This is a genomic window from Paenibacillus sp. strain BS8-2 (assembly GCF_054483835.1).
Genome location: NZ_CM137010.1, coordinates 4891063 through 4916024 on the forward strand (window position 1 = coordinate 4891063; position 24962 = coordinate 4916024).

Annotated in this window: 26 protein-coding genes and 1 pseudogene; 4 read left to right on the plus strand and 23 right to left on the minus strand. The window is 49.4% G+C overall.

Going from position 1 to position 24962, the window contains the following annotated elements; genetic code table 11:
* Positions 1-52: 52 nt before the first annotated feature.
* The 12 genes from ftsY to ACX1C1_RS21320 all read right to left on the minus strand — a co-directional run bounded on the left by ftsY (position 53) and on the right by ACX1C1_RS21320 (position 12847).
* The gene (ftsY, locus tag ACX1C1_RS21265) at positions 53-1060 is read right to left on the minus strand and encodes a signal recognition particle-docking protein FtsY (RefSeq protein ID WP_458954146.1); all 1008 of its coding nucleotides are present in this window, start codon (positions 1058-1060) and stop codon (positions 53-55) included.
* 60 nt (positions 1061-1120) lie between these two features.
* On the minus strand, positions 1121-4708 hold the full coding sequence (smc, locus tag ACX1C1_RS21270; protein WP_458954147.1) for a chromosome segregation protein SMC: 3588 nt from the start codon (positions 4706-4708) through the stop codon (positions 1121-1123).
* A gap of 264 nt (positions 4709-4972) precedes the next feature.
* Positions 4973-5674, minus strand: a complete 702-nt coding sequence (gene rnc, locus ACX1C1_RS21275; RefSeq protein WP_458954148.1) for a ribonuclease III — start codon at positions 5672-5674, stop codon at positions 4973-4975.
* Entirely contained in the window at positions 5664-6905 is a 1242-nt protein-coding gene (gene fabF, locus ACX1C1_RS21280; protein ID WP_458954149.1) for a beta-ketoacyl-ACP synthase II, read from the minus strand. Before fabF ends, rnc begins: the two co-directional genes overlap by 11 nt.
* Before the next feature lie 164 nt (positions 6906-7069).
* A complete protein-coding gene (gene acpP / locus ACX1C1_RS21285; RefSeq protein ID WP_087572610.1) occupies positions 7070-7303 on the minus strand; it encodes an acyl carrier protein in 234 nt (77 codons plus the stop codon).
* A gap of 90 nt (positions 7304-7393) precedes the next feature.
* On the minus strand, positions 7394-8143 hold the full coding sequence (fabG, locus tag ACX1C1_RS21290; protein WP_458954150.1) for a 3-oxoacyl-[acyl-carrier-protein] reductase: 750 nt from the start codon (positions 8141-8143) through the stop codon (positions 7394-7396).
* 48 nt (positions 8144-8191) lie between these two features.
* Entirely contained in the window at positions 8192-9124 is a 933-nt protein-coding gene (gene fabD / locus ACX1C1_RS21295) for an ACP S-malonyltransferase (RefSeq protein ID WP_458954151.1), read from the minus strand.
* A 35-nt stretch (positions 9125-9159) separates the two neighbouring features.
* The gene (locus tag ACX1C1_RS21300) at positions 9160-10146 is read right to left on the minus strand and encodes a beta-ketoacyl-ACP synthase III (RefSeq protein WP_458957755.1); all 987 of its coding nucleotides are present in this window, start codon (positions 10144-10146) and stop codon (positions 9160-9162) included.
* Positions 10147-10156: 10 nt separating this feature from the next.
* Positions 10157-11146, minus strand: a complete 990-nt coding sequence (gene plsX / locus ACX1C1_RS21305) for a phosphate acyltransferase PlsX (RefSeq protein WP_458954152.1) — start codon at positions 11144-11146, stop codon at positions 10157-10159.
* On the minus strand, positions 11130-11726 hold the full coding sequence (fapR, locus tag ACX1C1_RS21310; RefSeq protein ID WP_458957756.1) for a transcription factor FapR: 597 nt from the start codon (positions 11724-11726) through the stop codon (positions 11130-11132). Before fapR ends, plsX begins: the two co-directional genes overlap by 17 nt.
* A 214-nt stretch (positions 11727-11940) precedes the next feature.
* Positions 11941-12114, minus strand: coding sequence for a 50S ribosomal protein L32 (gene rpmF, locus ACX1C1_RS21315; RefSeq protein ID WP_116043433.1), 174 nt, complete (start codon positions 12112-12114; stop codon positions 11941-11943).
* Between the two features lie 202 nt (positions 12115-12316).
* Positions 12317-12847 (minus strand): YceD family protein, encoded by a 531-nt coding sequence (locus ACX1C1_RS21320; protein ID WP_458954153.1) that lies wholly within the window; start codon positions 12845-12847, stop codon positions 12317-12319.
* A gap of 177 nt (positions 12848-13024) precedes the next feature.
* On the opposite strand from ACX1C1_RS21320, the gene ACX1C1_RS21325 reads away from it, so the two are divergent.
* On the plus strand, positions 13025-14266 hold the full coding sequence (locus tag ACX1C1_RS21325) for a nucleotidyltransferase (RefSeq protein WP_458954154.1): 1242 nt from the start codon (positions 13025-13027) through the stop codon (positions 14264-14266).
* A gap of 20 nt (positions 14267-14286) precedes the next feature.
* Here the strand turns inward: ACX1C1_RS21325 and ACX1C1_RS21330 are convergent, their stop codons facing one another.
* On the minus strand, positions 14287-15123 hold the full coding sequence (locus ACX1C1_RS21330) for a S16 family serine protease (protein WP_458954155.1): 837 nt from the start codon (positions 15121-15123) through the stop codon (positions 14287-14289).
* A 101-nt stretch (positions 15124-15224) separates the two neighbouring features.
* Between ACX1C1_RS21330 and ACX1C1_RS21335 the strand changes: the two genes are divergently transcribed.
* Positions 15225-16487, plus strand: coding sequence for a nucleoside recognition domain-containing protein (locus tag ACX1C1_RS21335; protein ID WP_458954156.1), 1263 nt, complete (start codon positions 15225-15227; stop codon positions 16485-16487).
* 33 nt (positions 16488-16520) lie between these two features.
* On the opposite strand, the gene coaD is transcribed toward ACX1C1_RS21335, so the two are convergent.
* From coaD to ACX1C1_RS21355, 4 genes are all read right to left on the minus strand, one after another.
* Entirely contained in the window at positions 16521-17039 is a 519-nt protein-coding gene (gene coaD, locus ACX1C1_RS21340) for a pantetheine-phosphate adenylyltransferase (protein ID WP_458957757.1), read from the minus strand.
* A 22-nt stretch (positions 17040-17061) separates the two neighbouring features.
* Positions 17062-17661 carry a 16S rRNA (guanine(966)-N(2))-methyltransferase RsmD gene (rsmD, locus tag ACX1C1_RS21345; RefSeq protein ID WP_458954157.1) on the minus strand — a complete coding sequence of 200 codons (600 nt, stop codon included), beginning with the start codon at positions 17659-17661 and terminating at the stop codon, positions 17062-17064.
* Between the two features lie 383 nt (positions 17662-18044).
* Positions 18045-18239, minus strand: coding sequence for a hypothetical protein (locus ACX1C1_RS21350; RefSeq protein WP_458954158.1), 195 nt, complete (start codon positions 18237-18239; stop codon positions 18045-18047).
* A gap of 23 nt (positions 18240-18262) precedes the next feature.
* Positions 18263-19048, minus strand: a complete 786-nt coding sequence (locus tag ACX1C1_RS21355; protein ID WP_458954159.1) for a restriction endonuclease — start codon at positions 19046-19048, stop codon at positions 18263-18265.
* 390 nt (positions 19049-19438) lie between these two features.
* Between ACX1C1_RS21355 and ACX1C1_RS21360 the strand changes: the two are divergent.
* Positions 19439-19807 (plus strand): annotated as a pseudogene (locus ACX1C1_RS21360) (NucA/NucB deoxyribonuclease domain-containing protein); the annotation flags it as partial.
* Between the two features lie 183 nt (positions 19808-19990).
* A complete protein-coding gene (locus tag ACX1C1_RS21365) occupies positions 19991-20107 on the plus strand; it encodes an excalibur calcium-binding domain-containing protein (RefSeq protein WP_458957758.1) in 117 nt (38 codons plus the stop codon).
* A gap of 221 nt (positions 20108-20328) precedes the next feature.
* On the opposite strand, the gene ACX1C1_RS21370 is transcribed toward ACX1C1_RS21365, so the two are convergent.
* From ACX1C1_RS21370 to ACX1C1_RS21395, 6 genes are all read right to left on the minus strand, one after another.
* Complete coding sequence (locus tag ACX1C1_RS21370) at positions 20329-20712, minus strand: hypothetical protein (RefSeq protein WP_458954160.1); 384 nt, start codon at positions 20710-20712, stop codon at positions 20329-20331.
* A gap of 72 nt (positions 20713-20784) precedes the next feature.
* A complete protein-coding gene (locus ACX1C1_RS21375; protein ID WP_458954161.1) occupies positions 20785-21870 on the minus strand; it encodes a hypothetical protein in 1086 nt (361 codons plus the stop codon).
* Positions 21871-22049: 179 nt separating this feature from the next.
* Positions 22050-23540: a phosphodiester glycosidase family protein gene (locus ACX1C1_RS21380; RefSeq protein WP_458954162.1), complete on the minus strand. Its 1491-nt coding sequence runs from the start codon at positions 23538-23540 to the stop codon at positions 22050-22052.
* The gene (locus tag ACX1C1_RS21385) at positions 23527-23730 is read right to left on the minus strand and encodes a holin (RefSeq protein WP_458954163.1); all 204 of its coding nucleotides are present in this window, start codon (positions 23728-23730) and stop codon (positions 23527-23529) included. The genes ACX1C1_RS21380 and ACX1C1_RS21385 overlap by 14 nt, the downstream gene beginning before the upstream one ends.
* 5 nt (positions 23731-23735) lie before the next feature.
* Positions 23736-24032, minus strand: a complete 297-nt coding sequence (locus tag ACX1C1_RS21390; RefSeq protein WP_458954164.1) for a hypothetical protein — start codon at positions 24030-24032, stop codon at positions 23736-23738.
* Positions 24033-24096: 64 nt separating this feature from the next.
* Positions 24097-24939, minus strand: coding sequence for a hypothetical protein (locus tag ACX1C1_RS21395; protein WP_458954165.1), 843 nt, complete (start codon positions 24937-24939; stop codon positions 24097-24099).
* Between the last annotated feature and the right edge of the window lie 23 nt (positions 24940-24962).

Genomic DNA, 24962 nt, shown 5'->3' on the forward strand with positions numbered 1-24962 from the left:
AAGGGACGGTATTCCGTCCCTCCAATCCCTAATTGACCGAAATTCGACCTCATTAGTCAGCCGTTTTCGTTTCATCATCTTCTTCTTTGCTAATCAGCCCAGCAAACAAGGCATGAACAAATTGCTCCGAGTCGAATGTTTGCAGGTCGCCCATTTTTTCGCCGAGACCGACCAGCTTAACCGGCAAATTAAGCTCGTTCCGGATTGCTACCACGATCCCGCCTTTAGCCGTTCCATCAAGCTTCGTGAGGACAAGTCCCGTTACCCCGCTCTTTTCGCCGAACAGCTTGGCCTGGCTGAGTGCATTCTGACCCGTTGTCGCGTCAAGCACAAGCAGTACCTCATGCGGAGCCTCCGGCAGCTCCCGCTGAATCACGCGGAAAATTTTATTAAGCTCTTCCATCAAATTCGATTTGTTCTGCAAGCGGCCCGCCGTATCGCACAGCAACACGTCAACCTTGCGCTGCTTGGCTGCCTGCACGGCATCGAACATAACAGCAGCAGGATCCGAGCCGGACGATTGTTTAATCACATCGACCCCAACTCGCTGCCCCCATACTTCAAGCTGCTCGATCGCTCCTGCGCGGAATGTATCACCCGCTGCCATCAATACCGATTTGCCTTCGCTCTTGAACTTATGCGCCAGCTTGCCGATTGTCGTCGTCTTACCGACCCCGTTAACACCAACAAACAAAATGACAGTGATTTGCCCTTCTGGCGCCATACGAAGTTCGGCATGATCATCACCTTTTAGCAGCTCGATGAGTTTCTCGGAGAGAATCGGCTGCAAATCCGATGCATCCTCGATCTTGCGTTTCTTCACCTCAGCACGAAGCTCGTCGATGAGTTTCATGACCGTATTGACGCCTACATCGGCCCCGATCAATATTTCCTCAAGCTCCTCATAGAAATCCTCATCGATTTTTTTCCGACGGGAGATGAGCTCCTCAACCTTCTCTACGAACGCCGTACGCGTTTTTGAGAGTCCTTCCTTAAATACGTTAGTGACTGCCTCTGTCTTAGCGGCGATGCTTTCCTTCAGCTTCTTAAAAAAACTCATGAATCGTTTCCTCCATCCTGCCATCCATTAATCTATCTCACACTAATTGCTTGGCTACGATTAGGCAGATGCAAATTCCTCGTCTCGGCTATCTTCTTCAAGTCGTACCGATACAAGCTTGGACACGCCGCCTTCTTCCATTGTGACACCGTATAATACATCGGCTTCTTCCATCGTTCCCTTACGGTGCGTAACGACGATGAACTGAGTTAGACCCGAGAATTCACGCAAATACTGGGCAAAACGTGCAACGTTCGCTTCGTCAAGAGCGGCTTCAACCTCGTCAAGCACGCAGAACGGAACAGGTTTGACCTGCAAAATGGCGAACAACAGCGCAATTGCCGTCAACGCGCGTTCACCGCCGGATAGCAGCTGCAAGTTCTGCAGCTTTTTGCCCGGAGGTTGGGCGACTATATCAATGCCTGTGTCAAGCACGCGATCCGGTTCAACTAGCACAAGGTCGGCACGCCCGCCACCGAACAACTTGCTGAATACGACGACAAAATGTTTGCGGATGGCTTCGAATGTCGTGCGGAATCGCTTGGACATTTCATCGTCCATCTCTTTGATAACCTGATACAACGCAGTTTTGGCTTCGATCAGATCGTTTTTTTGCTCGGATAGGAACTCGTATCTTTCCTTCACCCGCTCATATTCTTCGATAGCACCAAGATTGACTTCGCCAAGCGATGTAATTTTGCGTTTAAGCTCACGAACCTCAGCCTGTGTTCCGATGATATCTTCCGGAACGGGGTACGTTTCTTTGGCCAACTCGTAACTAAGCTCATATTCTTCGCTCAGCTTGCGAAGTAGATTGTCCAGCTCAACATCCTGCCGATTCAACGCTATCTCCGTCTGACGCATCTTCTCTTCTACGACGCGAAGTTGGGCGCGTTGCTCCTTCGTCTCGCTTTCGCCTTTGTCGAGCTCGGCGATCCGATGGGCTCGAGCGGCACGCTTGAAATCGGTATTCTCTACGCAGTTCGCCTTCTTGATGCGCAAATCATTAAGCTGGGCGATCTGTGCCACACTCTCTTCGCTATGACGGAGCAGCTCTTCTTCTTGCTGTGCAGAAACAGCGCGTAAGCTAGCAAGCTCGTTTTTGGCTCGATGAATGTCGCTGCGTACACGACTCGCTTGATCCTCGAAACTCTGTTTCTCTTGATCCGTCTTTGCGACTGCGATTTTGAGATCCGTCAGCTGCACTTGCAGTTCTTCTTTGGCCGATTCACTTGCCTTACGCCGTTCTTCCGCAAGCCTGATCGCTTCTTGTAATCTAGCTTCGTCGATGATAAGCGATTCTAACCTCAACTCCGCCTGCTCACCCGACTTCGCCAGCAATTCATTTTCATTCGCTTGCGATGTTTTGTCAGAGGCAGACAACATTCGTTGCTCCGTCAGGAGCTTGTCCTCTGACTTCAGCTGTTGCAGCTCGGAACGTATCGCTTGTTCGTCTATGCGGCCTTTCTCTGCCTCCGTACGCAGCTCCTCCACGTTCTGAGACGTGATGGATTGTTCCTTGCGCAAGTCGCTGAGCTTCGCTCTTAATTGCTGAACGGTCGTCTCTGCTTCCTTAATCTCAGCATCAAGCGCTTCGATCTGGCGGCCCCTGCCGAGCAGACTTGCCCCACGCTTCTGTAAGCTGCCGCCGGTCATCGAACCGCCGGCATTCACAACATCACCTTCGAGTGTTACAACGCGGTAACGGTATTGGCATTTCGAAGCGATCCGATTCGCTTGTTCAAGCGTTTCGGCGAGCAACACATTGCCAAGCAGGTTGTTGACGATGGCTTGATACCGGTCGTCACAACCGACCAGCTCCGCAGCAACGCCTACGAACCCTTCCTCAGCCTGGAAATTTCGTTTGTCGTTCTCTGGCACCATTCGACCACGGATGACATCCAATGGTAAGAACGTTGCCCGTCCAAGCTGCCGCTGTTTCAGGAACCCGATAGCCGCACGCGCAGAACGTTCGTCTTCCATGACGATATGCTGCAGCGCTCCGCCTAGCGCAGTCTCGACTGCTACTTCGATGCGCTGCGGTACTCGAATCAGCTCGGCCACAGCGCCATGGACGCCAGATATCCCGCCAGATCCACGACGAGCTGCTTTCAGCACTTCTTTGACGCCTTGCATGAAGCCATCAAGCGCATCTTGCATTTCTTTCATTGTATCGCGACGCGAAATATGGCTATCCAAGCGCTGCTCCCACTTTCTGATTGCAGCAGTTACCTCATCCAGACTCGCAACAAGCCCGCGACCTTTCTCCGTCTCGGACAACAGCTTATTCCTGACGCTGTCCAGAACAGATAACTTCTCTTGAAGAGCTTGCTCCAGCTCTGCATTTCGTTCATCGAGCTTTGTTTGTTGCTCCGACCACTTCGATTCGTCATCGCTAATCCGCTCCATACGCCGTTGCAGCGACTCTTGCTGCTGCGCCGTATAACGAATCTCATTTCGCGTCTGTGCCATCGAGCTCAGCACATCTAACAGCTCGCTCTTCAGCTTTTCTTCGGCGTCTACGACAGCGCCGCCTGCTACGCCAATCAAATTCGACTCTTCTGCAGCCAGCTTGACACGGATATCTGCCAGCGTCAGCTCAAGCGCCGCCGCTCTGCTCCGGAATTCAGCCTCATCCTGCGTCAACGCAACAATACGCGTGTCCTGCGCAGCCATCGATTCTTCTAATCCGCGTTTATTCTGATCCAGGTTGCGCTTGCGCTCCTTGAGCACCTCGCCGTAACCCTCGCACTTCTCTACATCTTCGCTGAGCTCAAGCATCGAAGCATGCAGCTGATCTAGCTGCATCTCGAGCTCCCTGAGCTGTTGCCTGTCTTGTTCGAGATGCGCATCATGTTTACTGACAACGGTAGACAACATAAGCTGTTCTTCTTGCAGCTTCTCCAGCTTGTCCGTCGCTTCCGACCAGGCGCTGTGCACCGTCTCGATATTATGTACATACATCGATATCTCTTTAGTCTTCAGCTCTTCTTTGAGCGCCTTAAAGTGAATCGCTTTCTCCGACTGTTTACGCAAAGGCTCCACTTGATCTTCCAGCTCCGACACCAGATCGTGGATACGGAGCAAATTTTGTTCCGTTTCATCCAGCTTCTTCTGTGCTTCGCGTTTACGTGACTTGTACTTTACGATGCCAGATGCTTCTTCGAAGATTCCTCGACGATCCTCTGATCGTGTACTCAATATCTCTTCGATGCGGCCCTGACCGATGATCGAATAAGCTTCTTTGCCGATTCCCGTGTCCATAAATAGTTCGGTAATATCTTTGAGCCGGCAAGGCTGCTTATTGATCAAATATTCGCTGTCACCGCTCCGGTGAACCCGGCGAGTTACAGTTACTTCGTTATATTCCAGCGGGAGCGCGCCGTCGGCGTTATCCAGCGTAAGCGATACTTCGCCGTAATTGACTGCCTTCCGAGCATCACTTCCGGCAAAAATGATATCTTCCATCTTGCCGCCGCGTAGACTCTTCGCGCTTTGTTCGCCAAGCACCCAGCGGATACCATCGGAGATATTGCTTTTCCCCGATCCATTGGGACCGACAACCGCCGTTATACCCGTGACGAATTCCATCTCGGTTTTGTCAGCGAACGACTTGAATCCCGCTAATTCTATACGTTTCAGAAACATGACCTCAGTTTCACCTCACCCCACATTGTAACACAATTTCATTATTTGCGTTATATCAATTACATCCAACCTCATTAGCTGCCGCAGCTAAACGAACGATAATATGTGAATCATTTTGACTCGAATTCCCTCTGCACAACATCCGCCGACCACGGCCGCAAAACATACCAAAAAACCGCTAAGTCTCTAGGACCTAGCGGTTATGTTTGCTGAAAGTTTCTATATCGGAATGACTTCCTACATATCGTGCTTTCAGGGAGCGAATTAAGCCTCTTGAGCCAGCTTGTTCCAAGCTTCAGCAGCTGAACGTTGCTCGGCTTCCTTCTTTGTTCGGCCAGCGCCAAGACCATAACGTTCTTCGCCTAGATACACCTCAACGATAAACTCGCGATCATGTGCAGGACCACGTTCCTCAACAATTCGGTACTCCACTGGTCCCAGTCCATAATGCTGGGCACGCTCCTGAAGCTTCGACTTCGCGTCCTTCATCATCAAACCAAAGTCGCCCGACTCGATATGCGGGAACATGTGCTCCGCCAGAAACTCGCGCGTGCGGTCAATGCCGGAGTCCAAGAAGATCGCTCCGATAAACGATTCGAACAAATCTGCAAGCAGCGCTTGGCGATGTCTTCCGCCTAATTGCTCCTCACCTCTGCCAAGCAGAACATGATTGCCGAGCTCCAGCCGTTCGGCGAACATCGCTAACGATGGTTCGCAGACGACAGAAGCACGCATGCGCGTAAGCTCACCCTCAGGACGCTTCGGATAGGTCGCGAACAAATATTCGGATACAAGAAGCTGCAAGACAGCATCTCCAAGAAACTCCAGTCGTTCGTTGTCCTGTATCGAGCCACGTTTATGTTCGTTGACGTACGATGTATGAGTGAACGCCTGCCGCAGCAATCTGCTCCGTTTGAAATCGAGCTGCAGCTTCTGCTGCAGCTCGTCTAAATTATCACGCTTCATACGCTTTCATCACAATCGTGGCATTGTGCCCGCCGAAACCAAATGAATTGGACAACGCAATGCGTACATCCGCTTCCCGTGGTACGTTAGGGACATAATCCAGATCGAGCTCGGGATCCTGATTATCCAAGTTGATCGTCGGAGCGATAACACCGTTCTGCAGCGTGAGAGCCAGAATAACGGCTTCTACTCCGCCTGCAGCGCCAAGCAAGTGACCTGTCATCGACTTCGTCGAGCTGACAGCTACTTTGTACGCATGGTCGCCAAACGTCTTCTTGATCGCTGTCGTCTCCGAACGGTCTCCTACTGGCGTCGAGGTTCCGTGAGCGTTAATGTAATCCACTTGAGCAGGCTCGACTCCGGCATCCTTAAGCGCCTTCGCCATACAGCGTGCCGCTCCATCCGGATCAGGTTCTGTCATATGGAATGCATCTCCGCTCATGCCATAACCAATGACTTCTGCGTAGATCTTCGCTCCGCGCGCCTGCGCGTGCTCAAGCGATTCAAGCACAAGCACGCCTGCGCCCTCGCCCATCACGAAACCATCGCGATCGACATCAAAAGGTCGGCTTGCCTTTGCTGGCTCTTCATTGCGAGTCGACATCGCCCGCATCGAACAGAAACCAGCCATGCCTGTTGGACGAATAGTCGCTTCAGCGCCGCCAGCGATCATCACATCCGCATCTCCACGCTGAATTAGCTTATAAGAGTCGCCAATAGAATGTGTTCCTGTTGCGCAAGCGGTAACAGCCGTGCTGTTAGGACCTTTGGCGCCGGTTAACATCGATACTTGACCGGAAGCCATATTCGCGATCATCATCGGGATGAAGAACGGGCTGACACGTTTAGGGCCTTTCTCCAGCAGGACATTATGCTGGTCTTCCCATGTGCCAAGTCCGCCAATACCAGATCCGATCATTACGCCAACGCGCTCTGCATCAGCATTGGTGCCGATTTCCAATCCGGAGTGTTGTACGGCCAGCTTGCTCGCGACGGACGCAAATTGAACGAAACGGTCCATCTTACGCGCTTCCTTGCGCTCGATACCATAGTCCTCTGGATTGAAGTTTTTTACTTCTGCTGCAATACGCGTCGGATATTCGGAGAAATCGAATGCTTCGACGACGGAAACCCCGGACTTACCTTCAAGCAGGTTGTTCCAAAATTGTTCGATATTTGAACCGAGCGAGGTCATTACACCCATGCCCGTCACGACTACTCTATGTTTCACTTCAGTCACCTCGATAAACAGACATATAACGGCATCTCGCCGTCCCGATCTATATTAATAGCAATTAAGCCAATCATTAAAGTTAAATAGGTTCAGCTTCTAGGACGATAAAAGCGCTTAACATGGAGAGAAGTCCCGCTCCTTGAAACGGGACTTGTCCATCATTAGGTATGAGATTGTATGTAAGTTACAACTTCTCCCACCGTCGTGATTTTCTCTGCATCTTCGTCAGAGATTTCCATATCAAACTCGTCTTCCAACTCCATGACCAATTCTACAACGTCAAGAGAGTCAGCGCCGAGGTCATCTTTAAAGGAAGCTTCAAGCGTTACTTCTGCTTCGTCTACGCCAAGGCGGTCGATGACAATACGTTTTACGCGATCTACTACTTCGGACATCCGGTTCACCTCCTCCACCGTATTATACGAGAATTGTAATTAAAATGCCATCCTTACCTTTGCGCAAATCCCGGAAATTTCCTTTTGGCGTTACATGTACATGCCGCCGTCCACATGAACGGTCTGACCTGTCATATAAGATGCCGCGTCGGAAGCCAGGAACCGCACCGCATTCGCGATATCGGACGCATCACCAAGGCGAGCAAGCGGAATTTGTCCAGATAACGCTACTTTAGTTTCCTCAGGCAGCTTATCCGTCATATCCGTTTGGATGAAGCCCGGAGCGACGCAGTTAACCGTAATCCCGCGCGATGCCAGCTCGCGCGCGCTCGCCTTTGTCAGACCGATAACACCGGCTTTGGCAGCGACGTAGTTCGCCTGACCAGGGTTGCCAAGCACGCCAACGACGGATGAGATATTGATGATCCGGCCCGAGCGCTGCTTCATCATGTGGCGGGTTACAGCTTTCACGCCGTTGAATACGCCTTTGAGATTCGTTTCGATGACTTCATCGAACTCCTCTTCTTTCATACGCATAATTAAATTATCTCTTGTAATGCCAGCGTTATTCACCAGAATATCTAATCCGCCAAGCTGCTCGATCGTTTCCTTGACCATGGCATCGAACTCGGATGTTTTGCCGACGTTCGCTTTGACAATAATGGCACGGCGTCCCAAAGCTTCAATCGCTTTTGCCGTTTCAGCCGCAGCTGCTTCGCTGCCCGAATAATTGACTGCGACGTCCGCTCCGGCTTCCGCCAGCGCAATCGCGATCGATCTGCCGATGCCGCGTGATGCCCCAGTCACAAGCGCTTTCTTGCCATCTAAGTTTGCAAACATATGTAATCCCTCCTTTTTCAAATTCAAATAGCATAAATCCAATCCATTCTATTGATTGACCTCAATCGCTTCCAGCGAGGCTACGCTGTTAACGGATACCACACGCACGTTGCGATCGATCTTCTTGATTAAGCCAGCGAGTACGGTACCTGAGCCAATCTCAACAAACGTATCCACGCCTTGTTCGATAAGATAACGAACACTGTCTTCCCATAGTACAGGCGAATACACTTGCTCAACGAGCAAGCCGCGAATCGTGTCCGCAGAAGTAACCGCTTGAGCTGTTACGTTAGCGATGACCGGCACTTTTGAATCCGTCAGAGCGACGCCAGCAAGCTGTTCGCCAAGACGTTCTGCTGCCGGCCGCATCAGCGAAGAGTGGAAAGGACCGCTTACTTCAAGCGGAATCACTCTCTTTGCTCCCGCTTCCTTCCCTCGTTCCACGACGGATTGTACCCCAGCGGCTGTCCCTGATACAACGATCTGTCCAGGGCAATTGATATTTGCCAGCTCGACAGCATTGCCTTCAGCCGAAATATCTTCACAAAGCTTGGACAAATCCGAGCGTTCCGAGCCCAATACCGCGGCCATGGCGCCTAATCCACCGGGAACAGCCTGCTCCATAAATTGGCCTCGTGCGCGTACGGTTCTCACCGCATCCTCGAAGCTTATGACGCCTGCCGCGACTAATGCACTGTATTCGCCCAAGCTATGTCCCGCAACAAAGTCCGGCGATAATCCGCTATCCTTGAGAAGTTCCAGGTAAGCAATACTGACCGTTAGCAGAGCAGGCTGCGTATTGGCTGTTTGTTTCAAAACATCGTCCGGTCCGTCGAATATGACAGCAGACAAGTCAAACCCTATGGCTTCGTTAGCCCGTTCAAAAATCGCGCGAGCCGATTCGTTTGTATCAAACGCGTCCTTGCCCATTCCGACTACCTGAGCTCCTTGCCCAGGAAATACAAAAGCCGTTTTCCCCATATGCGTTCCCTCCACAATCCTTCAAAATCCGATTATTACCAAATAAGGACGGATGAACCCCAAGTCAAACCGCCGCCGAATCCGACTAACACAAGACAATCTCCAGCTTTGACCCGATTCTGCTCCACGGCTTCTGCCAGTGCAACCGGGATCGAAGCGGCAGACATATTGCCGTATTTATCTAGATTAATCATGGCCTTCTCTTCTGGCAGATTCAAACGATTTAGCGCGGATTGAATGATACGAATATTCGCTTGATGCGGTACGAGCAGATCCACATCTTCCTTTGTTTTGCCCGCTTTGGCGAGCGCATCCTCAGCCGCGCTCCCCATAATTCGAACGGCGAATTTGAATACATCGTTGCCAGCCATATAAATGTAATGCTGTTTGTCCTCGATGGATGCCGCTGATGCCGGCAGACGGGAACCGCCGCCGCTTACTTTGAGAAGCTCACCGCCGCTGCCGTCAGCTCCAAGCTCGAAAGAAAGGAAGCCTCGTCCCTCTTCGACCGGACCCAGCACCACTGCTCCTGCTCCGTCTCCGAACAGAATGCACGTGTTGCGGTCTGTATAATCGGTAATTCTCGATAAAGTTTCGGCTCCGACAACAAGCACATGCTTGTACATGCCTGTTGCAATCATATTCGACGCTGTCGCCAGACCGTAGATAAAGCCTGAGCAAGCCGCCGACAGATCGAATGCTGCCGCTTGCTTCGCACCGAGCTTATTCTGAAGCAGACAAGCCGTCGATGGGAAAAACATATCCGGCGTGATCGTCGCCACCAAGATCAAATCGAGATCCTCAGCGGTTAGTCCAGCTGCATCCAACGCGCGTTTGGCCGCTTCATAAGCGAGATCAGAGGTTGCCTCCGACTCTGCTGCCAGCCTGCGCTCGCGAATGCCAGTCCGAGTGACAATCCACTCATCGTTTGTTTCCACCATTTGTTCCAATTCTTGATTCGTTAAAATTCGTTCGGGCACATATTTGCCCGTTCCAATAATGCCGACAGGTTGCAAACTCATCATTGAACACTCACTTCCCGTTGATTTCTGCGGTTATCGAGTCGATTAATTGCACTTGAAGCGCTACTCTCGCCTGCCGGACCGCATTTTTGACCGCCACGACATCGGATGAGCCGTGACACTTTACGACTAGGCCGTTCACGCCAAGCAGCGGTGCGCCGCCATGCTCTTTGTAGTCCATTTTTTTCTTAAGCTGCTTGAGTCTCGGAAGCATAATAGCTGCAGCGACTTTTGTCAACAACGATTGTCCGAACGCATCCTTGAGCGAGGAGAATATCGTCCCTGCTGCGCCCTCCATCGCTTTGAGCATAATATTGCCCGCAAAGCCGTCGCAAATGAGTACGTCGCAGTTGCGATTCAGCACGTCGCGCGCTTCCACATTGCCGATAAAGTTAATCGGTGCCTTCTCCAGCAATTCATATGCTGCTTTGGTCATTTCATTGCCCTTCATCGCCTCAGTGCCGACATTCAGGAGACCTACACGAGGATTCGTGATGCCATGTACTTTGGAACGATAGATGCTGCCCATGATGGCATACTGCACTAGATGCTCGGGCTTCGCGTCCATATTGGCGCCAAGATCGAGCGCGAGCACTCCAACATCATCCATTGTCGGGAGCATAGGCGATAACGCTGGGCGCTCGATACCGTCCATACGCCCCACCACAAGAAGTCCCGTCGCCATGAGCGCCCCGGTATTGCCTGCGGAAAGCATCGCTTGAGCCTTGCCTTCCTTTACAAGCGTTCCTGCAACGACCATCGACGCGCCTTTCTTCCTGCGTACAGCACGCACCGGCTCATCATCCGGTCCGATGACTTCGTCGGCATGATGAATCGTAATATTGGAGGGCTTGTTCCCTCCGAGCAGCGATTCGATCGTGGCCTGATCGCCGACCAATAATAATTCTGTGTCTGGCCATTCCAAGGCGGCTTCCAGAGCCCCTTTCACGATCAGACTTGGCGCATGGTCTCCACCCATGGCGTCAATCGCGATCCGCATAGCTCTCGCCTCCTTTACCTTCTGAATTACCCGTTGAGCGGAAGATGACGAAATTGCCTTGGAACACCATCTCGTCACCCACATACGTAAACAATTCGACCTTTGACTTACTGCGTTCTCCCGAAACCGAACGCACATAAGCCTTGGCGATACATTTCTCTCCGAGCCTTACGGGACGAATGAATCGTATATCCGCCGTCACGGTAAGCGCGATCGCATCGTTAATAACAGCTACCGCGAGCGAATTCGCCTGTGCGAACACATGATGCCCCCTGGCGATAGATGTACGGGAGAATACGTGCTCATCACGAATTTCGAAGATCGAGATGCCGCTTTTGTCGAGCTCGAGATCTACAATCTCCCCGATAACCTCATGCAGCGGCAGCGACTTCACGGAGTCGTACGAACGCTCCGCCATCAGCTTCATCCGCTCTCTAAGCTCAGGTATGCCAAGCTCCATTCGGTCAAGTCTAATCGTCTGTATGCTTACTTTCAACAATCGAGTAAGCTCCCGATCCGTTATAAAAGGATTTTCATCTATATGCTGGGTCAGCTGCTGATGCCGCTGCCGTTTGGGCATTCGGTCCATGATCGGCACCGCCTCCTGCGCTTCATTAAGATATATGTATAGGAGTAAATTTTATCACCTGGTACTAAAACAGTATATAAAAAAAACTCGTCCGACGCAATGCGGATAGAAAATAAGCTGATGTACGTTATATAGGGTTCGCGATTTCATGAAAAAAAATAGCACCCCATCGCAAGATGAAGTGCTATCGTTTTCGAGACCCTTCTTATTGGGAAATGATCTCTTTTGTTTTGTAATATCCGCACACTTTACATACGTGGTGAGCCAATTTCAGCTCTCCGCACTGTTCACACTTCACCATGCCCGGTATTGCCAGCTTGAAATGCGTACGACGTTTGTCGCGGCGAGTCTTGGATGTTCTACGTTGAGGTACTGCCATATTTCCCACCTCCTTAGTGAAGTTCAAAAAGTCCGATTTTGATCACGAAGCTTCTCAGGGAGTAACTCGTCTTCGAATCTTGGACTCAGCCGGAACTTCCGATGCTCACGTAGCGCTGCTACGCTCCGCTTCTCAGTTCTCGGCTTCGTCCAACCTTCTCGGTGCTGAAAACCGAACTTTTTGAACCTGATTTTTAAATAAACTACTCCTTAAACAAGTCCTTGAGTGCTGCGAAACGATGATCAATCTTCTCGTTATTGCAGCTGCATGTGTGCTCATTCAGGTTCTGTCCGCATACCTGGCAAAGTCCTTTGCAATCCTTGTCGCAAAGTGGTGCAAACGGCATAAACAGCAGCAGCGCCTCTTCCAGATATGGCTTTAGGTCCAGCTTGTCTCCCGGCAATTCTACGAAATTCTCGTCTTCCGCATCTTCCTCGTCAGACTCTTCGTCCTTAGAGATCTCCTTGCTTCCGATCTTGAATTGTTCGTAGAACGGGATAACCGTATGCGCGCTAGTCGGGTCCAGACACCTAGAGCAAGCGAGCTCCAAATCCGCACTTAGCTCTCCCTCGGCAGTTACGTAGCCGTCGTGGCCTGTCACTTCGAGCGATACATGTAACGGACCTGCCTTAATGACGTCCGAACGTCCCTTAAACAGTTCGCTAACATCCAGGTCTTCCTTAACCGTTGTCTTCAAGCCTTTGGCCATCATCTCTCGCATATGAAACAACATATTATCACCCCAAACAAACAAAGATTATTATATCTATTCTCGTTACGTTTTGTCAACAATTTCACGTAAAGCTTTTTTACTTGACACCTATCGAAAGCGATGCAGCTCACTCTGTAATGAGTCGCAAGCTTTGTGATATAGTGGTAAGAACATCCAACGAATGAAAGGATTCTAACCATGCGCACAGTAGGGCTGATTGTCGAATACAATCCGTTCCATAATGGACATGCTTATCATTTGCAACAATCACGCAAAATAACGGAAGCAGATGCAGTTGTTGCCGTCATGAGCGGCAACTTCCTGCAACGCGGCGAGCCCGCTCTGGTCGACAAGTGGACGCGTACCCGCATGGCGCTTGCCGGAGGATGTGATCTTGTCATTGAGCTGCCTGTCGCATACGCGACACAAGCAGCTGAGTGGTTCGCTTATGGAGCTGTATCCTTGCTCGAAGCTACAGGTGTTGTCGATGCTTTCTGCTTCGGCACGGAGAGCGGACAACTCTCCCCGTTGCTTCGGGCGGCAGAGCTAGCCGCTGACGAGTCAGAGCCTTTCAAGCAGCTGCTGAAGCAGCGGCTTGAGACCGGTGTCGCATATCCCCAGGCATACAGCGGGGCTATTGCCGAATATGCCAAGCAACAAGGTGACCCCGTGGCCGCTGAATTCGATTATGGCCAACCTAATCATACGTTAGGTTTACATTATTTGATCGCCCATAGACGTCTCCGCGGCAAGATGCAGCCTTATACGATAGCGAGGGAGAAGGCCGAATACAACCAAGCGACGATCACCGATACGCGTATAGCAAGCGCCACAGCGATCCGGAAGCTCTTGCTAGAGCAGCGCTCCTTGCCGGAAATCGCCTCTTACGTACCTGACTCTACGCTCAAATTGATGATTGAATCCACGGAGCAACAACTCGCGCCAATCAGTTGGGACAATTATCGCCATCCACTCATGCACAGCCTGATCACCCGTACCGCCGAACAGGTTCGTCAGTTGCACGAAATTTCGGAAGGGCTTGAGCATCGTTTACTCCAGAGCATGTCTCTGCTTACTAATTACTCGGTGGAGTCGTTGCTTGGCTCACTCAAGACGAAACGTTACACGCGCACGAAGCTGCAACGCGCATTGTTAGCTGTTCTACTGGGTCATACCAAGGCAGACTTTACTGCAGACAAACTAAGGGCAGGCACCGAATATTTGCGTGTTCTCGGGTTTACTGACAAGGGACGCGAGTTACTAAAGCGAATGAAACATACCGCATCCATTCCTGTTCTGATGAGTGCGGCACGGACGCAGGCAAATTATCGTTATCTGGAGCTCGATACGGCTGCCAGCGCTGCCTATATGCTTGGTGTACCTGGAGCAAATCCATCGGATTTGTACCGGGACTACAGAGACGCCCCGATCATGATGTAAGCAAGACGTTTCTTAACGAACTATCGTTGCCGCTCGCGTTTCGCGAAATCCTCGATGGTCTGTACGGCTTCATGCAACGAACTGACTCCGATAATGACAGTGTCGCTTGACAACCGGCTCGCCGTTTTCTTCGCCATCTTCTCGTTATCCTTGGGAACCAAGAAGAGATCGGCGCCATCTCGGCTGACGGACACTGTCTTTTGTTTGATGCCGCCGATTGCTCCAATGCTCCCTTGGGCATCAATCGTTCCCGTAGCCGCGATTCGCAGTTCGCGGGTCAGATCACCATCCGTCAGCAAGTCGATCGATTGTAAGGCGAACACCAGTCCTGCGGAAGGTCCGCCGATCTCCTTTGCTGCGATTTCAATCTTATCTTTGGTGTTATCGGGTACAACCGCTCCATGATCCATATGATAAGAGATGCCGGCAAATTCGTAGGCAGCTTGTACTGCTGTCGCTTGAGAGTCGCTCATCACCACGTTGATCCGCTCCACGTATTGTTGCTTTGATTGCCCTCCGAAAACTTTACTTCGATATTGGATGTCCTTATTGGGATCAAATCCTGCCCGTACAACCCCCCAAAGATTAGGTCCCGTCAGCCTGACCGCCGTAAGAACAAATGAGCCACCGTCGTCCGATATCCTGTTGTTTCCGGTAGGAGCGACTGTCTCGTTTGGATGTTCGTCCTCCATTTGTCCCGTATTCTGCTGCAAAGAAACAAGCTGTGCGGCTGCCACAGCGATGCCTGGCTCATAAACAACATATGGAGTCGGCGCGTATAACAATAACCACATCACAAATGTAGTTACTCCCGCAGACACGAACATACGTCTTGCAATTGATCCTCTCTCCCGCATATCTCCCCCCCCCCATTCACTTCACGGATCAGAAGGTCTAACTTGTCCGAATCAAGCGTACATATGAAGTAATGCGTATGTACCAAAGGAGTTGAACGGCCTTGTTCAAAACAATCACTTTCGCCATCCTCTCCATCATGCTTGTCGGTGCTATCATTACGCAGCCTGACGCATCGTTCCAAGCTTCTCTTCAAGGGTTGACTGTATGGTGGAATATCGTCTTCCCCGGACTTCTGCCCTTCCTTGTCCTCTTTGAGATTATAACCGCGTTCGGACTCGCACACGGACTCAGCGCTTTGCTGCAGCCGTTCATGCGACGAATCTTCGGCCTGCCAGGTGACGCGGCGCTGCCCATTGTCATCGGCTGGTTGGGCGGATATCCCGCAGGCGCGGAAGCCGTCGCTAGGCTTCGCAAGCAAGAACGGGTGACTCAGAGACAAGGACAGCAGCTGCTCGCATTTGCACATATGCCTAACCCTCTATTTATGCTCGTTATTGTAGGCGCTGGTTTCCTGCACAAGCCGCTCGCAGGTATTCTGGTGGCTGGAGCGGTGTGGATGTCAGCAATATGGTTGTTTTTCCTCTCCTCCTTGTTTCGAGCCAAACAACGAGAAGTCATCACAAATCGTAATGAAACAAACGAATCTTCGACCCAAGCTCCCGCTCCCGGCCCAAAAATATATCTGCTCCGATTCGCCGCTCACGAAATGGCCAAGGGGCGAGAAAACGACGGTCGCAGCCTTGGCAAAGTATTAGGTGATTCCGTCACGGTCAGCGTTCAGAAACTAATGATGATCGGCGGATTTATGATTATCGCATCCATGATTGCCAAGCTGGCTGAACCTCTGTTCGCACCAGTAGTCAAACTGGGACTAACCTTTGCCGGTCCCGCTATGTTCGAGGGTCATCTCGGCGCATATGCTGCCTCTGTATGGGATTTGCCTGGCACAGATATAGCCATGGTCTGCGCAGTGATCGCCGCGGTCTTGTCCTGGGGAGGATTAAGCAGTATCATGCAAACCGCATATTCCATCTCTGGTACAGATTTAATGCTGCGACCATTTGTCCTGCATAGATTAAGCCACGCGCTGCATGCATTCTTGCTAACTTTATTGCTCTGGCAGCCAATCAGCTCGCTAGTAAAAGTGCTATTCCCTCATGCAAGCTTTCCGGTTATCGCAAACGGAATCTATTATGAGTCCTCAATCGGAGTCCGATTACCGTACGATAGCGTCATGGCTTCGAACTGGCATGGTTTGTGGGCGTATACGCCAGGAATCTGCTTGACGCTAGCGGTGTTCGCTGCCCTCGCGATATTATTATTCCGTGTAGTAAAAGCACTAGATGGGCCTCGAAGCAGCTAATTGCCCCCGTGGCAAAGACGAAGCACCTTTCAGCTACTTATTACGAGAAGCGATTTTGGCCTTTAGCTGCACCTCAACCTCAGGGGGAACCAACTCACGGACCTCGCCTTCGAACATCGCGATCTCTTTGACGATGCTTGAGCTCAAATAAGAGTATTTGGGATTCGTCATCATGAACATTGTGTCGATTTCCGGATCCAGCAGATGATTCGTCGATGCCAGCTGAAGCTCGTATTCGAAATCCGTTACAGATCGAATACCTCTGATAATGACATCGCCATCTTTCGACTTCACGAGTCGGACCGTCAAATCGCGGAAGCTGTCAATCTCCACATTAGGAAGATCCTTGGTCACCTCGGCAAGAAGCGCTTTGCGTTCTTCGACCGTGAAGAGCGGATTCTTGCTCGTATTGTTCAGGACTGCCACCACTAACCGATCGAATTGCCTTGCCGATCTTCTAATTATATCGAGATGTCCAAACGTTACAGGATCGAAGCTCCCCGGATAAACGGCCACACGCTCTTTCTTGACATTGACAATATCTGTATCCATCTCTCCGCCGGCCTGCCCGTTGTCATTGTTCATCATCACTTGCATCTCCCCCATCGGCACTGTTAATGTCGCTTATATATGTATAAATAGAAACGGCGATATCGCCATATTTGGCTTGCCTGATTTGCCGGAAGGATGTCATCTCCTCCGGATAGGAAACTTCCGCGTCATGCTCGACCACGATAGTCGCGTCCTCAGACAACATACCTTTGTTCGCCAACTCTTCCATCACCGTATCCATCGTAGTCATCTTATAAGGAGGATCTAGGAAGACGAGATCAAATTGCAGGCCCCGTTTCGCGAGTGCTTTAAGCGCACGTTCCGCGTCATTGCGATAGATTTCGCTAGCCTGTTCAGCTCCAGCGGCAGCAATATTGAGGCGGATAATATCAATGCTGAGCTTCTCCCGATCTACGAATATGACTCGTTCCATGCCTCGGCTCCATGCTTCGATGCCAAGACCGCCGGTTCCCGCGAATAAATCGAGCGCCGCCCCACCGTCGAAATAAGGGCCGATCATGCTAAAAATCGCTTCTTTCACCTTGTCCGTCGTCGGCCTCGTATGATTGCCGGGCACGGCTTTGAGCGGCCGTCCTTTCGCCACTCCGGATATGACTCTCACTCCAATTGCCCCTTTCGATACATTCCCGCCTATCGTACCACACAATCGTTTCTCAAATAAAGAAAAGCTCACATGAGCTACTTTCTCCAATTCCCAGATGTATAATATTTCCGAATTCGGACAAGCTATCATTATCGGCGTCGCAAGATGTCGTAGACAACCGCGGAGAAGACTTACGTTTCCCCATAAGCTCTTCGTCCGGTTTCTCCTCTCCCATGAAAAGGAGCCCTAGCAATAGGGCTCCGATTTTTTGTTGATTTTATGCGGTTTGTTGCCTGTCTACGTATGTATAATGAGCTTGTCGGGTTCTAATTGGGTTCTAAATTCATCGTACCCAATCGTTCATTTTCTTCAATAATCCGCTTTTTGTTCAATGTGACTTTTCAATTAAGGAACGCTGTCTTTATGGTAGCGATGTCAACCACCGGCACATAGTACACTTCTCCACCGCCATGCACCTCTACGAATTCTTCCCCTGTTTCAGGATTGGTGCCAGCTAATCTCAGAATCCCTTGATGTCTGCTACCATCGTATAGATCGACCACGACAACCTGGTTCAAAAATTCTTCTACACTCATCGTATCAACAAGCCTCCTCTTCATCAAATGCTTTCTGCAATGTCATTAATTGCTCGTGTATGCCGACATTTTGGAAAGTTGGAACAACCGTAAAACTCGCCTCGCGTTCCTTTCCGTTTTACCAGCAAATAACCACACTTCGGACATTCGAAATCATCTGGTTCCTCTAGAGCAGCAGCTACTGGCGCCACAGGGACCGGAGCAGGTACCGGCTCGACTCTTGCAGGCGACTTGCTCCGAGAAGACTGATTCGGGTTGACCGCCAATATCATCTCAATAAGCTGTTCACGGTTTACAAGCACCACCCCGTTTGACTTGGCTAGCGTGTATGCCTGTTGAGTGTAATCGCGATTTGTCACAACCCATGCCGCTGAAGCACCATAATGATCCATAGCCGTACGGATTTCCTGGACAGCCTTTAGTCCAACATTCTTCGCATAATGCTTCGCCTGGACAACTATCTTGTTACCATCTTTTTTGATGACTAGATCGGCTCCATAATCACCTGCCGCCTGAGTTACTTCTGCAGTGTATCCATGCATTCTAAAAAGATGGCCTAAGTAAATTTCGAATTCACGCCATCCCATCTTATCGATTTCTGCAATGCCGGACCGCTTTAATCGTTCAATTCGCTTTTGATTGTACAATAGGACAACTGCAATATACGCTCCGAGAATGCACCCAGCGGCAATCGAGCCGCTAATGAATGAATTAGTCAGTTTATACATCCCAAAAAATGATCCGAGCATCAGTAAACCAACCATAGCCTGAGCTGGATCGAGCTGTTCCTTCTTTCTTCTCCTCGCCATATCCACAAATCTCCTTAGTTATTAATTACTACCTATTATATCTATTTCTCTAGAGATGTGTAGTCGAAATGAACTATTAAAGTGCCCAAGCTGATAAATCTTTTGTATCAGTTCATTCCATATATCGCCATACTTCGTCATTTGCTGTAAACTTATCTCAATCAAATTAAAAGGAGAAGTCGAATGAAGTTTCTACTGAAGTTATTTGGCTGGTTGGCAATTCCCTATATTATGATTCTGTTTCAATGGAAGAGACTTAAATCTCCAATGAGGGTTCTGGGTTCTGCTTGGGCAGCAATCGCCCTGCTCGCAATTATTTTTGGGAATTCTGAAGAAGAGCCCGGCAACCAAACCGTATTAAACCCCACAGCTACAATTCAATCGCAAGAAGTGGTTGCAGCAGTAACTCCTTCTCCTACTACTCAAAACGTACCAGATGAATATGATTATGAACTCATTTTTCCAAGCGATAAGTATCCTGAGACTGCATTGCATATCCAGGGAGCCATCGCACAGGGATACACCGATGTGTGTACGATCGATCGAGACGGAGCTGAACGGAACCGCAAGATGTCTTTAGCAGGTATCGAGACTAAAGACGGCTACGATCGTGATGAATGGCCGATGGCCATGTGTGAGGAAGGTGGTGCTGGGGCAAGTGTGGCATACATAGATGCGAGCGACAACCGAGGAGCAGGCAGTTGGGTAGGCAATCAACTAGAGGACTATCCAGACGGCGCAAAGATTCTATTCATTGTGGAAAAGCCTAAGAACCTATTCCCTCTCCTAAATGCGACTGCAAAAGCAACAGAGGTTCCTGTAGTTACGAAAGAACCAACAAAAGCACCAACCGCTAAGCCAACGGCGAAACCTACTGTAAAGCCTACAGTAAGGCCTACAACCAAGCCCACTCCTATTCCGACCAAAGAACCAGTTTCAGATGTGTATTACAAGAACTGCACAGCTGTTCGCGCAGCCGGAGCTGACCCAATATATGTTGGTGATCCTGGTTATGCTAAACACCTAGATCGGGATGGTGATGGGGTAGGATGCGAATAAAAAAAAATTTAAACAAAAATGCTTCACAATCCATGGAAAGGACATCCCGAAAGGGGCTCTCAATGTAGTCCGAAGATTTCGTCATGAGCAAAAGGGGCAAATACTGCTGTCATTGAACAAGCAATGCAGAAGAGAGGTCTGAAGATAATCTCATAACGCCATTTGACAGCTAACAAAGCCAGTCTGTGTGTTTTAAGACCAAGTTAGCTTTTTTGCAAGAGTCAAGTAATTAAATACTTCTTTGAACTAATTAATTTTGTAGGATAAATTAGCAAAAAATTATCCAATGATATCTTTTCTGATGCTAACCCATTTGCAATTACATCATCTATTTCAATATTAGGATGTTTAGTTTGATCCAGCAATATAACCTCAAATGGCCTTATAAGTTGTCTCAAAATAGATGAAACTTCAGTATAATTATTATCTACATCTCTAATAAAGTCACAGGAACATTGTCTGTGTATCAGGTAATAGTGTTGAGAAACTTTTTCTTTTAGGTATTCATTAATCTTATTAAAATGAATATCATGGTTTTCCTGATAATAATCAAGAAGATTTCCTGGAATTTCGTCATCAGTCACAATATACAAAAAATTGCACATAATAAATACACCTCCAATTAGTCAACCCAGTGCAAAAAAAATGCACTGGGATTAGCTGTTTTTATTTTTCGATTACCAGAAGGAATGACCACCTGTTCGCACGTATACGACTGTAGCATGAAAATGTGGGCGATTCATAAACATTCCATTTGAGATGTGAGCTGGGTCTTCTTCAGGACTTGAACCAAAAGAAATATTGGCGGCTAATGCTTTAGCTGATGATTTTTGGATAGACCAAACATCACCATTCTTTTTAAGACGCTCTGATGCTAAAGCAAAAGTCAATTCTACTCCTAATAGTATCCCGCCTGGCTTCACATTATTTCTAAAAGCCTCAAAATGATTGAATCCTTGTCTTATTTTGGCTGTAACTACAGCTGCGCCAATTTGTACCTTTTGGGCATTTGCTTTTGCTGTAGCACCATAATAAGTACCTATTTGATTTGATACTGCGGTAGTGGTCGTGCTTAGTTTACTAGCGGTATGATGCCAAAGTAGAGAAATACCTATAACCAGACAAACTAAATCTGCAACTGGTAATGGACCATCAACAGTAGAAAGCGCTCCGAGTGTAACAAGTCTTGTAGCTAATCTAGCCTCAGTTTCAACTATTCCCACTGTTGATAGAGCGATTACAGCATCACCGGTGTTTACACTATAAATATAATCATTACCATACTCTCTTTCTTCTGTCGCTGCAAAAGTTACTAATTCAGGGAAATCAGTTTCTGGCAAAATTCCAGTCAATTTGTATTGCTCGTAATATTCTTGGGCCAAGGCATCAATCCTTGTAAATTGTTCTTGGCTCTCTGGTGAGTTAATTGCAGCGCGCAATACTGTTTCATTGTCCCCAAGCTTCTTAGCAAGTGTCATCATAGCATCAGTTTGGAGCAATTGTTGTTCAATTATTTTCACATCAGTTTCATTAGATTTCAATATCTTTTTTAGTTCATTAAGAGCACCAGCAAATTCCGGATTCTCTTTTAGATATTCTTTTGTGAATGAGTTTGTGAAATCCTCCAAATACTCTTTAGTAATTCCCTCTGCTGGAATTTGTGGAGCTACATTTAATTCCTTGCTAGAATCTGCTCCTACTGATGAAGTTACGGCTACAAAAAATAATGCGAAGGTTAGAACAAGACTTATTATCTTTTTCAATGACACCAATTCTCCTTTTTTGTTTTCTGCGAGGTTTCAAAGTCTCTTAATCATAAAAATCTCCTACAATCCCAAAAGATGCTAGCTAGCCTAAATAATATAACATCCATCATGAAAGTGGAACACGAAAAAACGATTAGTATTTACCGAAATGAATATTGCGTGGTGAATTGTCGTTCTTATTTAATCTGCATTTGAACAGTCCGAGACTCCCCGTCCCAAGTGACTACCGCTCCGAATACCTCCGCGATCGCGCGCACCGGCACCGTCGTCACTCCGTTTTTCAGCGTTCCCTTTTGCTCCAATATTTTTCCATTAACGCGGATATCCACCTGATCGCTTACAGGTTCAAGCTCCAACTTAATCGCGACGCGTGACTTAAATGCATCCCATTCCGCCCAGCTGCCGCCGTCGTGCATGAGTCGCGGACATATTTTGCGATACCCGTCTGCACGCGGCCAATCGTAATGGCGGCGCAAACGATCGGCTCTCCACCCGCGCTCCTTGAGCATCTTTGCAACGAGCTCAACGGCTCGCTCCACCGTCCACGCATAGTTGCCACTCTCGCAAATCTCGATATGGATCGATGTGCGATTCCCTGCCCCGTTGGTGCCGTCCCCGGCCGCCCAGGCAGACTCATTCAATGGGATACACTCGATCGTATTCGTTTCGTCCAATACGATATGGTACGATGCCGTCGCATCGTTACTCGTATTAGTGAGCCAGTTCCGTTCGTTCCGTGCCGTACTTGAGGGGTTGGCCGTATTGTGTATCGTAATCGTCGTCGCCTGGAGCTTATGTCCGGGGCGGCGATCATGCGGCGTGTCGCGCGGGATATGATCGACAATATAATCCGGAAGCAGCTTGTCCGGGTCAAACTGGATGCAGACGGCGTGATGCACGACTCGCTCCTTATAATCCTCCGACATGTCCGCGACGTGGTGCTGCCGTTTGCGGTTGGCCTTGTCGATCTCCAGCGCATCGAGCAGCTGCCGGTTGTTGGTTGCCAGCGACACTGATCCGCCTCCATCCAGGTTGACAGATTCAGGAAAGCCGTAATGCACGGCCATGATGCCCGCCTCTTTAGTCGTCAGCCCCTTATCATAGGTACCGCGGCCGTCAACGACGATTAGGCCGAGCGTGCCGTCAGGCTTGATTCCGGCAATCATACGCGGGTTTGTGCCCTGCACGTCTGACGGAGTTTTTTCGGAGGCGCGCGGTGGATCAATAGCTTTCCCCCCAGCGGATAGTGTTGGGACGGCGGATACAGCCAGTCTGAGCCCCTCCGGTTTGTCCTGGCGGCCGATGCCAAATCGGCCATCCTTGCGGTACAGGTGCGGCCGCTGCTCCGTTTTGCCGGCAACGTCCGGATATATCGCCTTGCCGTCGCGATGAGTCAAACCGAGGAGCCTGCCGTCATCGGCGAAATAGGGGGCGTTGAAGCATATCCAGTTGCCACCGTACTTTTTAACCATGTCGGCGAGGATCTGACTCACGGTTTTTCCCTTGGCCGTCACCAACTCCACTTGCAGTATCGCCGCCGCCGGGACGTCGGCAACTCGGATATCCGTCCAGCCCTCACCTTTGCTGTACTGGCCGCTGCGCGGATACGTCAGCGGCCCCTCCTCGACTTTTCCAGACCTGATCCGGATACGCTTATGACCGATCATCGTCTGTAACCTCCGGCAGTCCCGCCAGCGACGTCAAAAAGCTGGAGACGGTAGCAAGCAACACCGTGCCACCAACAATACGCCAGTCCACTTGGTTAAATACAGTTGTCGCTCCAACTGATGCGATTGCCGTTTGCGCTGCCGTCTTAACCGCTCTTACCGTAGCTGCTTTTATCCACGTTTTCGTCATTAGTATCAATCTCCCTTAGCCTCGACGCGATCAATGCGTCGGTGCGCTGATTTTGTGCTTTCCTCGACTCGGGTTAACCTTTCAGACATCGCATCAATGCGCTGCCCTTGAGTCCGTTGTTCAAATCGGATGTCGTCTACGCCGCGTTTTAAATATTCCATGTCTGATTTAATCGTGATGTCTTGGGCGACTTCTGCGGCTGTATCTTGTTTGACCGTCCGCGATTTCCCGGTCCACCCTAGCCATAGTCCGCTAAGCGTACCAGCTACAGCAATGAGGGCGAAAATCATTTGTATGTCCACCGCATTACCTCCCCTATTAAAATAGGCCCCGCTTATGCGGAGCCGTTGTTGCGCCAAATGATTCTTATGTGGGATACATTGCCCTGCGCTTAGTATCAGAAGGTGTAACCCCTGTAAAGCTTATGTCATGTGTAACCGACGAAAGAGCCGTGTCGGCTACAGGGAATGAGAACACCCCATTGTTATCTCCGATCTCAGTAATATACACCCTGCTATCAAAAATGCTGATGTAGTACGGTCGATACGTAAATCCAATTGTGTTGTAAACATCCTCAAAATTGCTACTGGCAAGGCTGGATAGGTTTTGCAGGCGTACTATCATAGGAACAATGTCACCTAAGCTATTCTGCGTCGAAGTGAGGTAGAAATAACTGCCCACCTTGTTAATGTCATTCATGCCCTGCAATTCATGTGGTACAGGATACTCATTTACAATATCAAACGATTCGTTAGCGTAGTCTGTAACAATGATTTTTGCTGGACCGGATATAAAGTACATAAGACCGTCAATTATTTGTATTGAACGCAGGTAAGTACCATCTAGCCACGGCAGATATTTCTTGTAATCTAAATACAGAGTTCCTCCAGTTTTTTTCAAACACATAACGTAAGGTGTGGATAGTACATAAAAAGAATGTGTTGCAGAGTCATAAAGAACTTTATGCGGCAGCTCAGGCGAGTCTGCAGTGAACTTTTGCAGAAATTTCAGTTCGGAGTCAAGAACTATAACCTCACCGCGACCTGTGTTATCTACGACATATAAATCGCCATCGCTTGCAATCGAATGCGGGCCCGCAAACTCATAATCTACTGTATTCCACTCCGCAATTCGCTTTGTTTTATCCTCAGTCCAAATTATACGGTGATGCCAGCAGTCAACAATAAAGTATTTACTGTCAAGCTTCACAATCTGCGTAGGCGCGTAAAGCC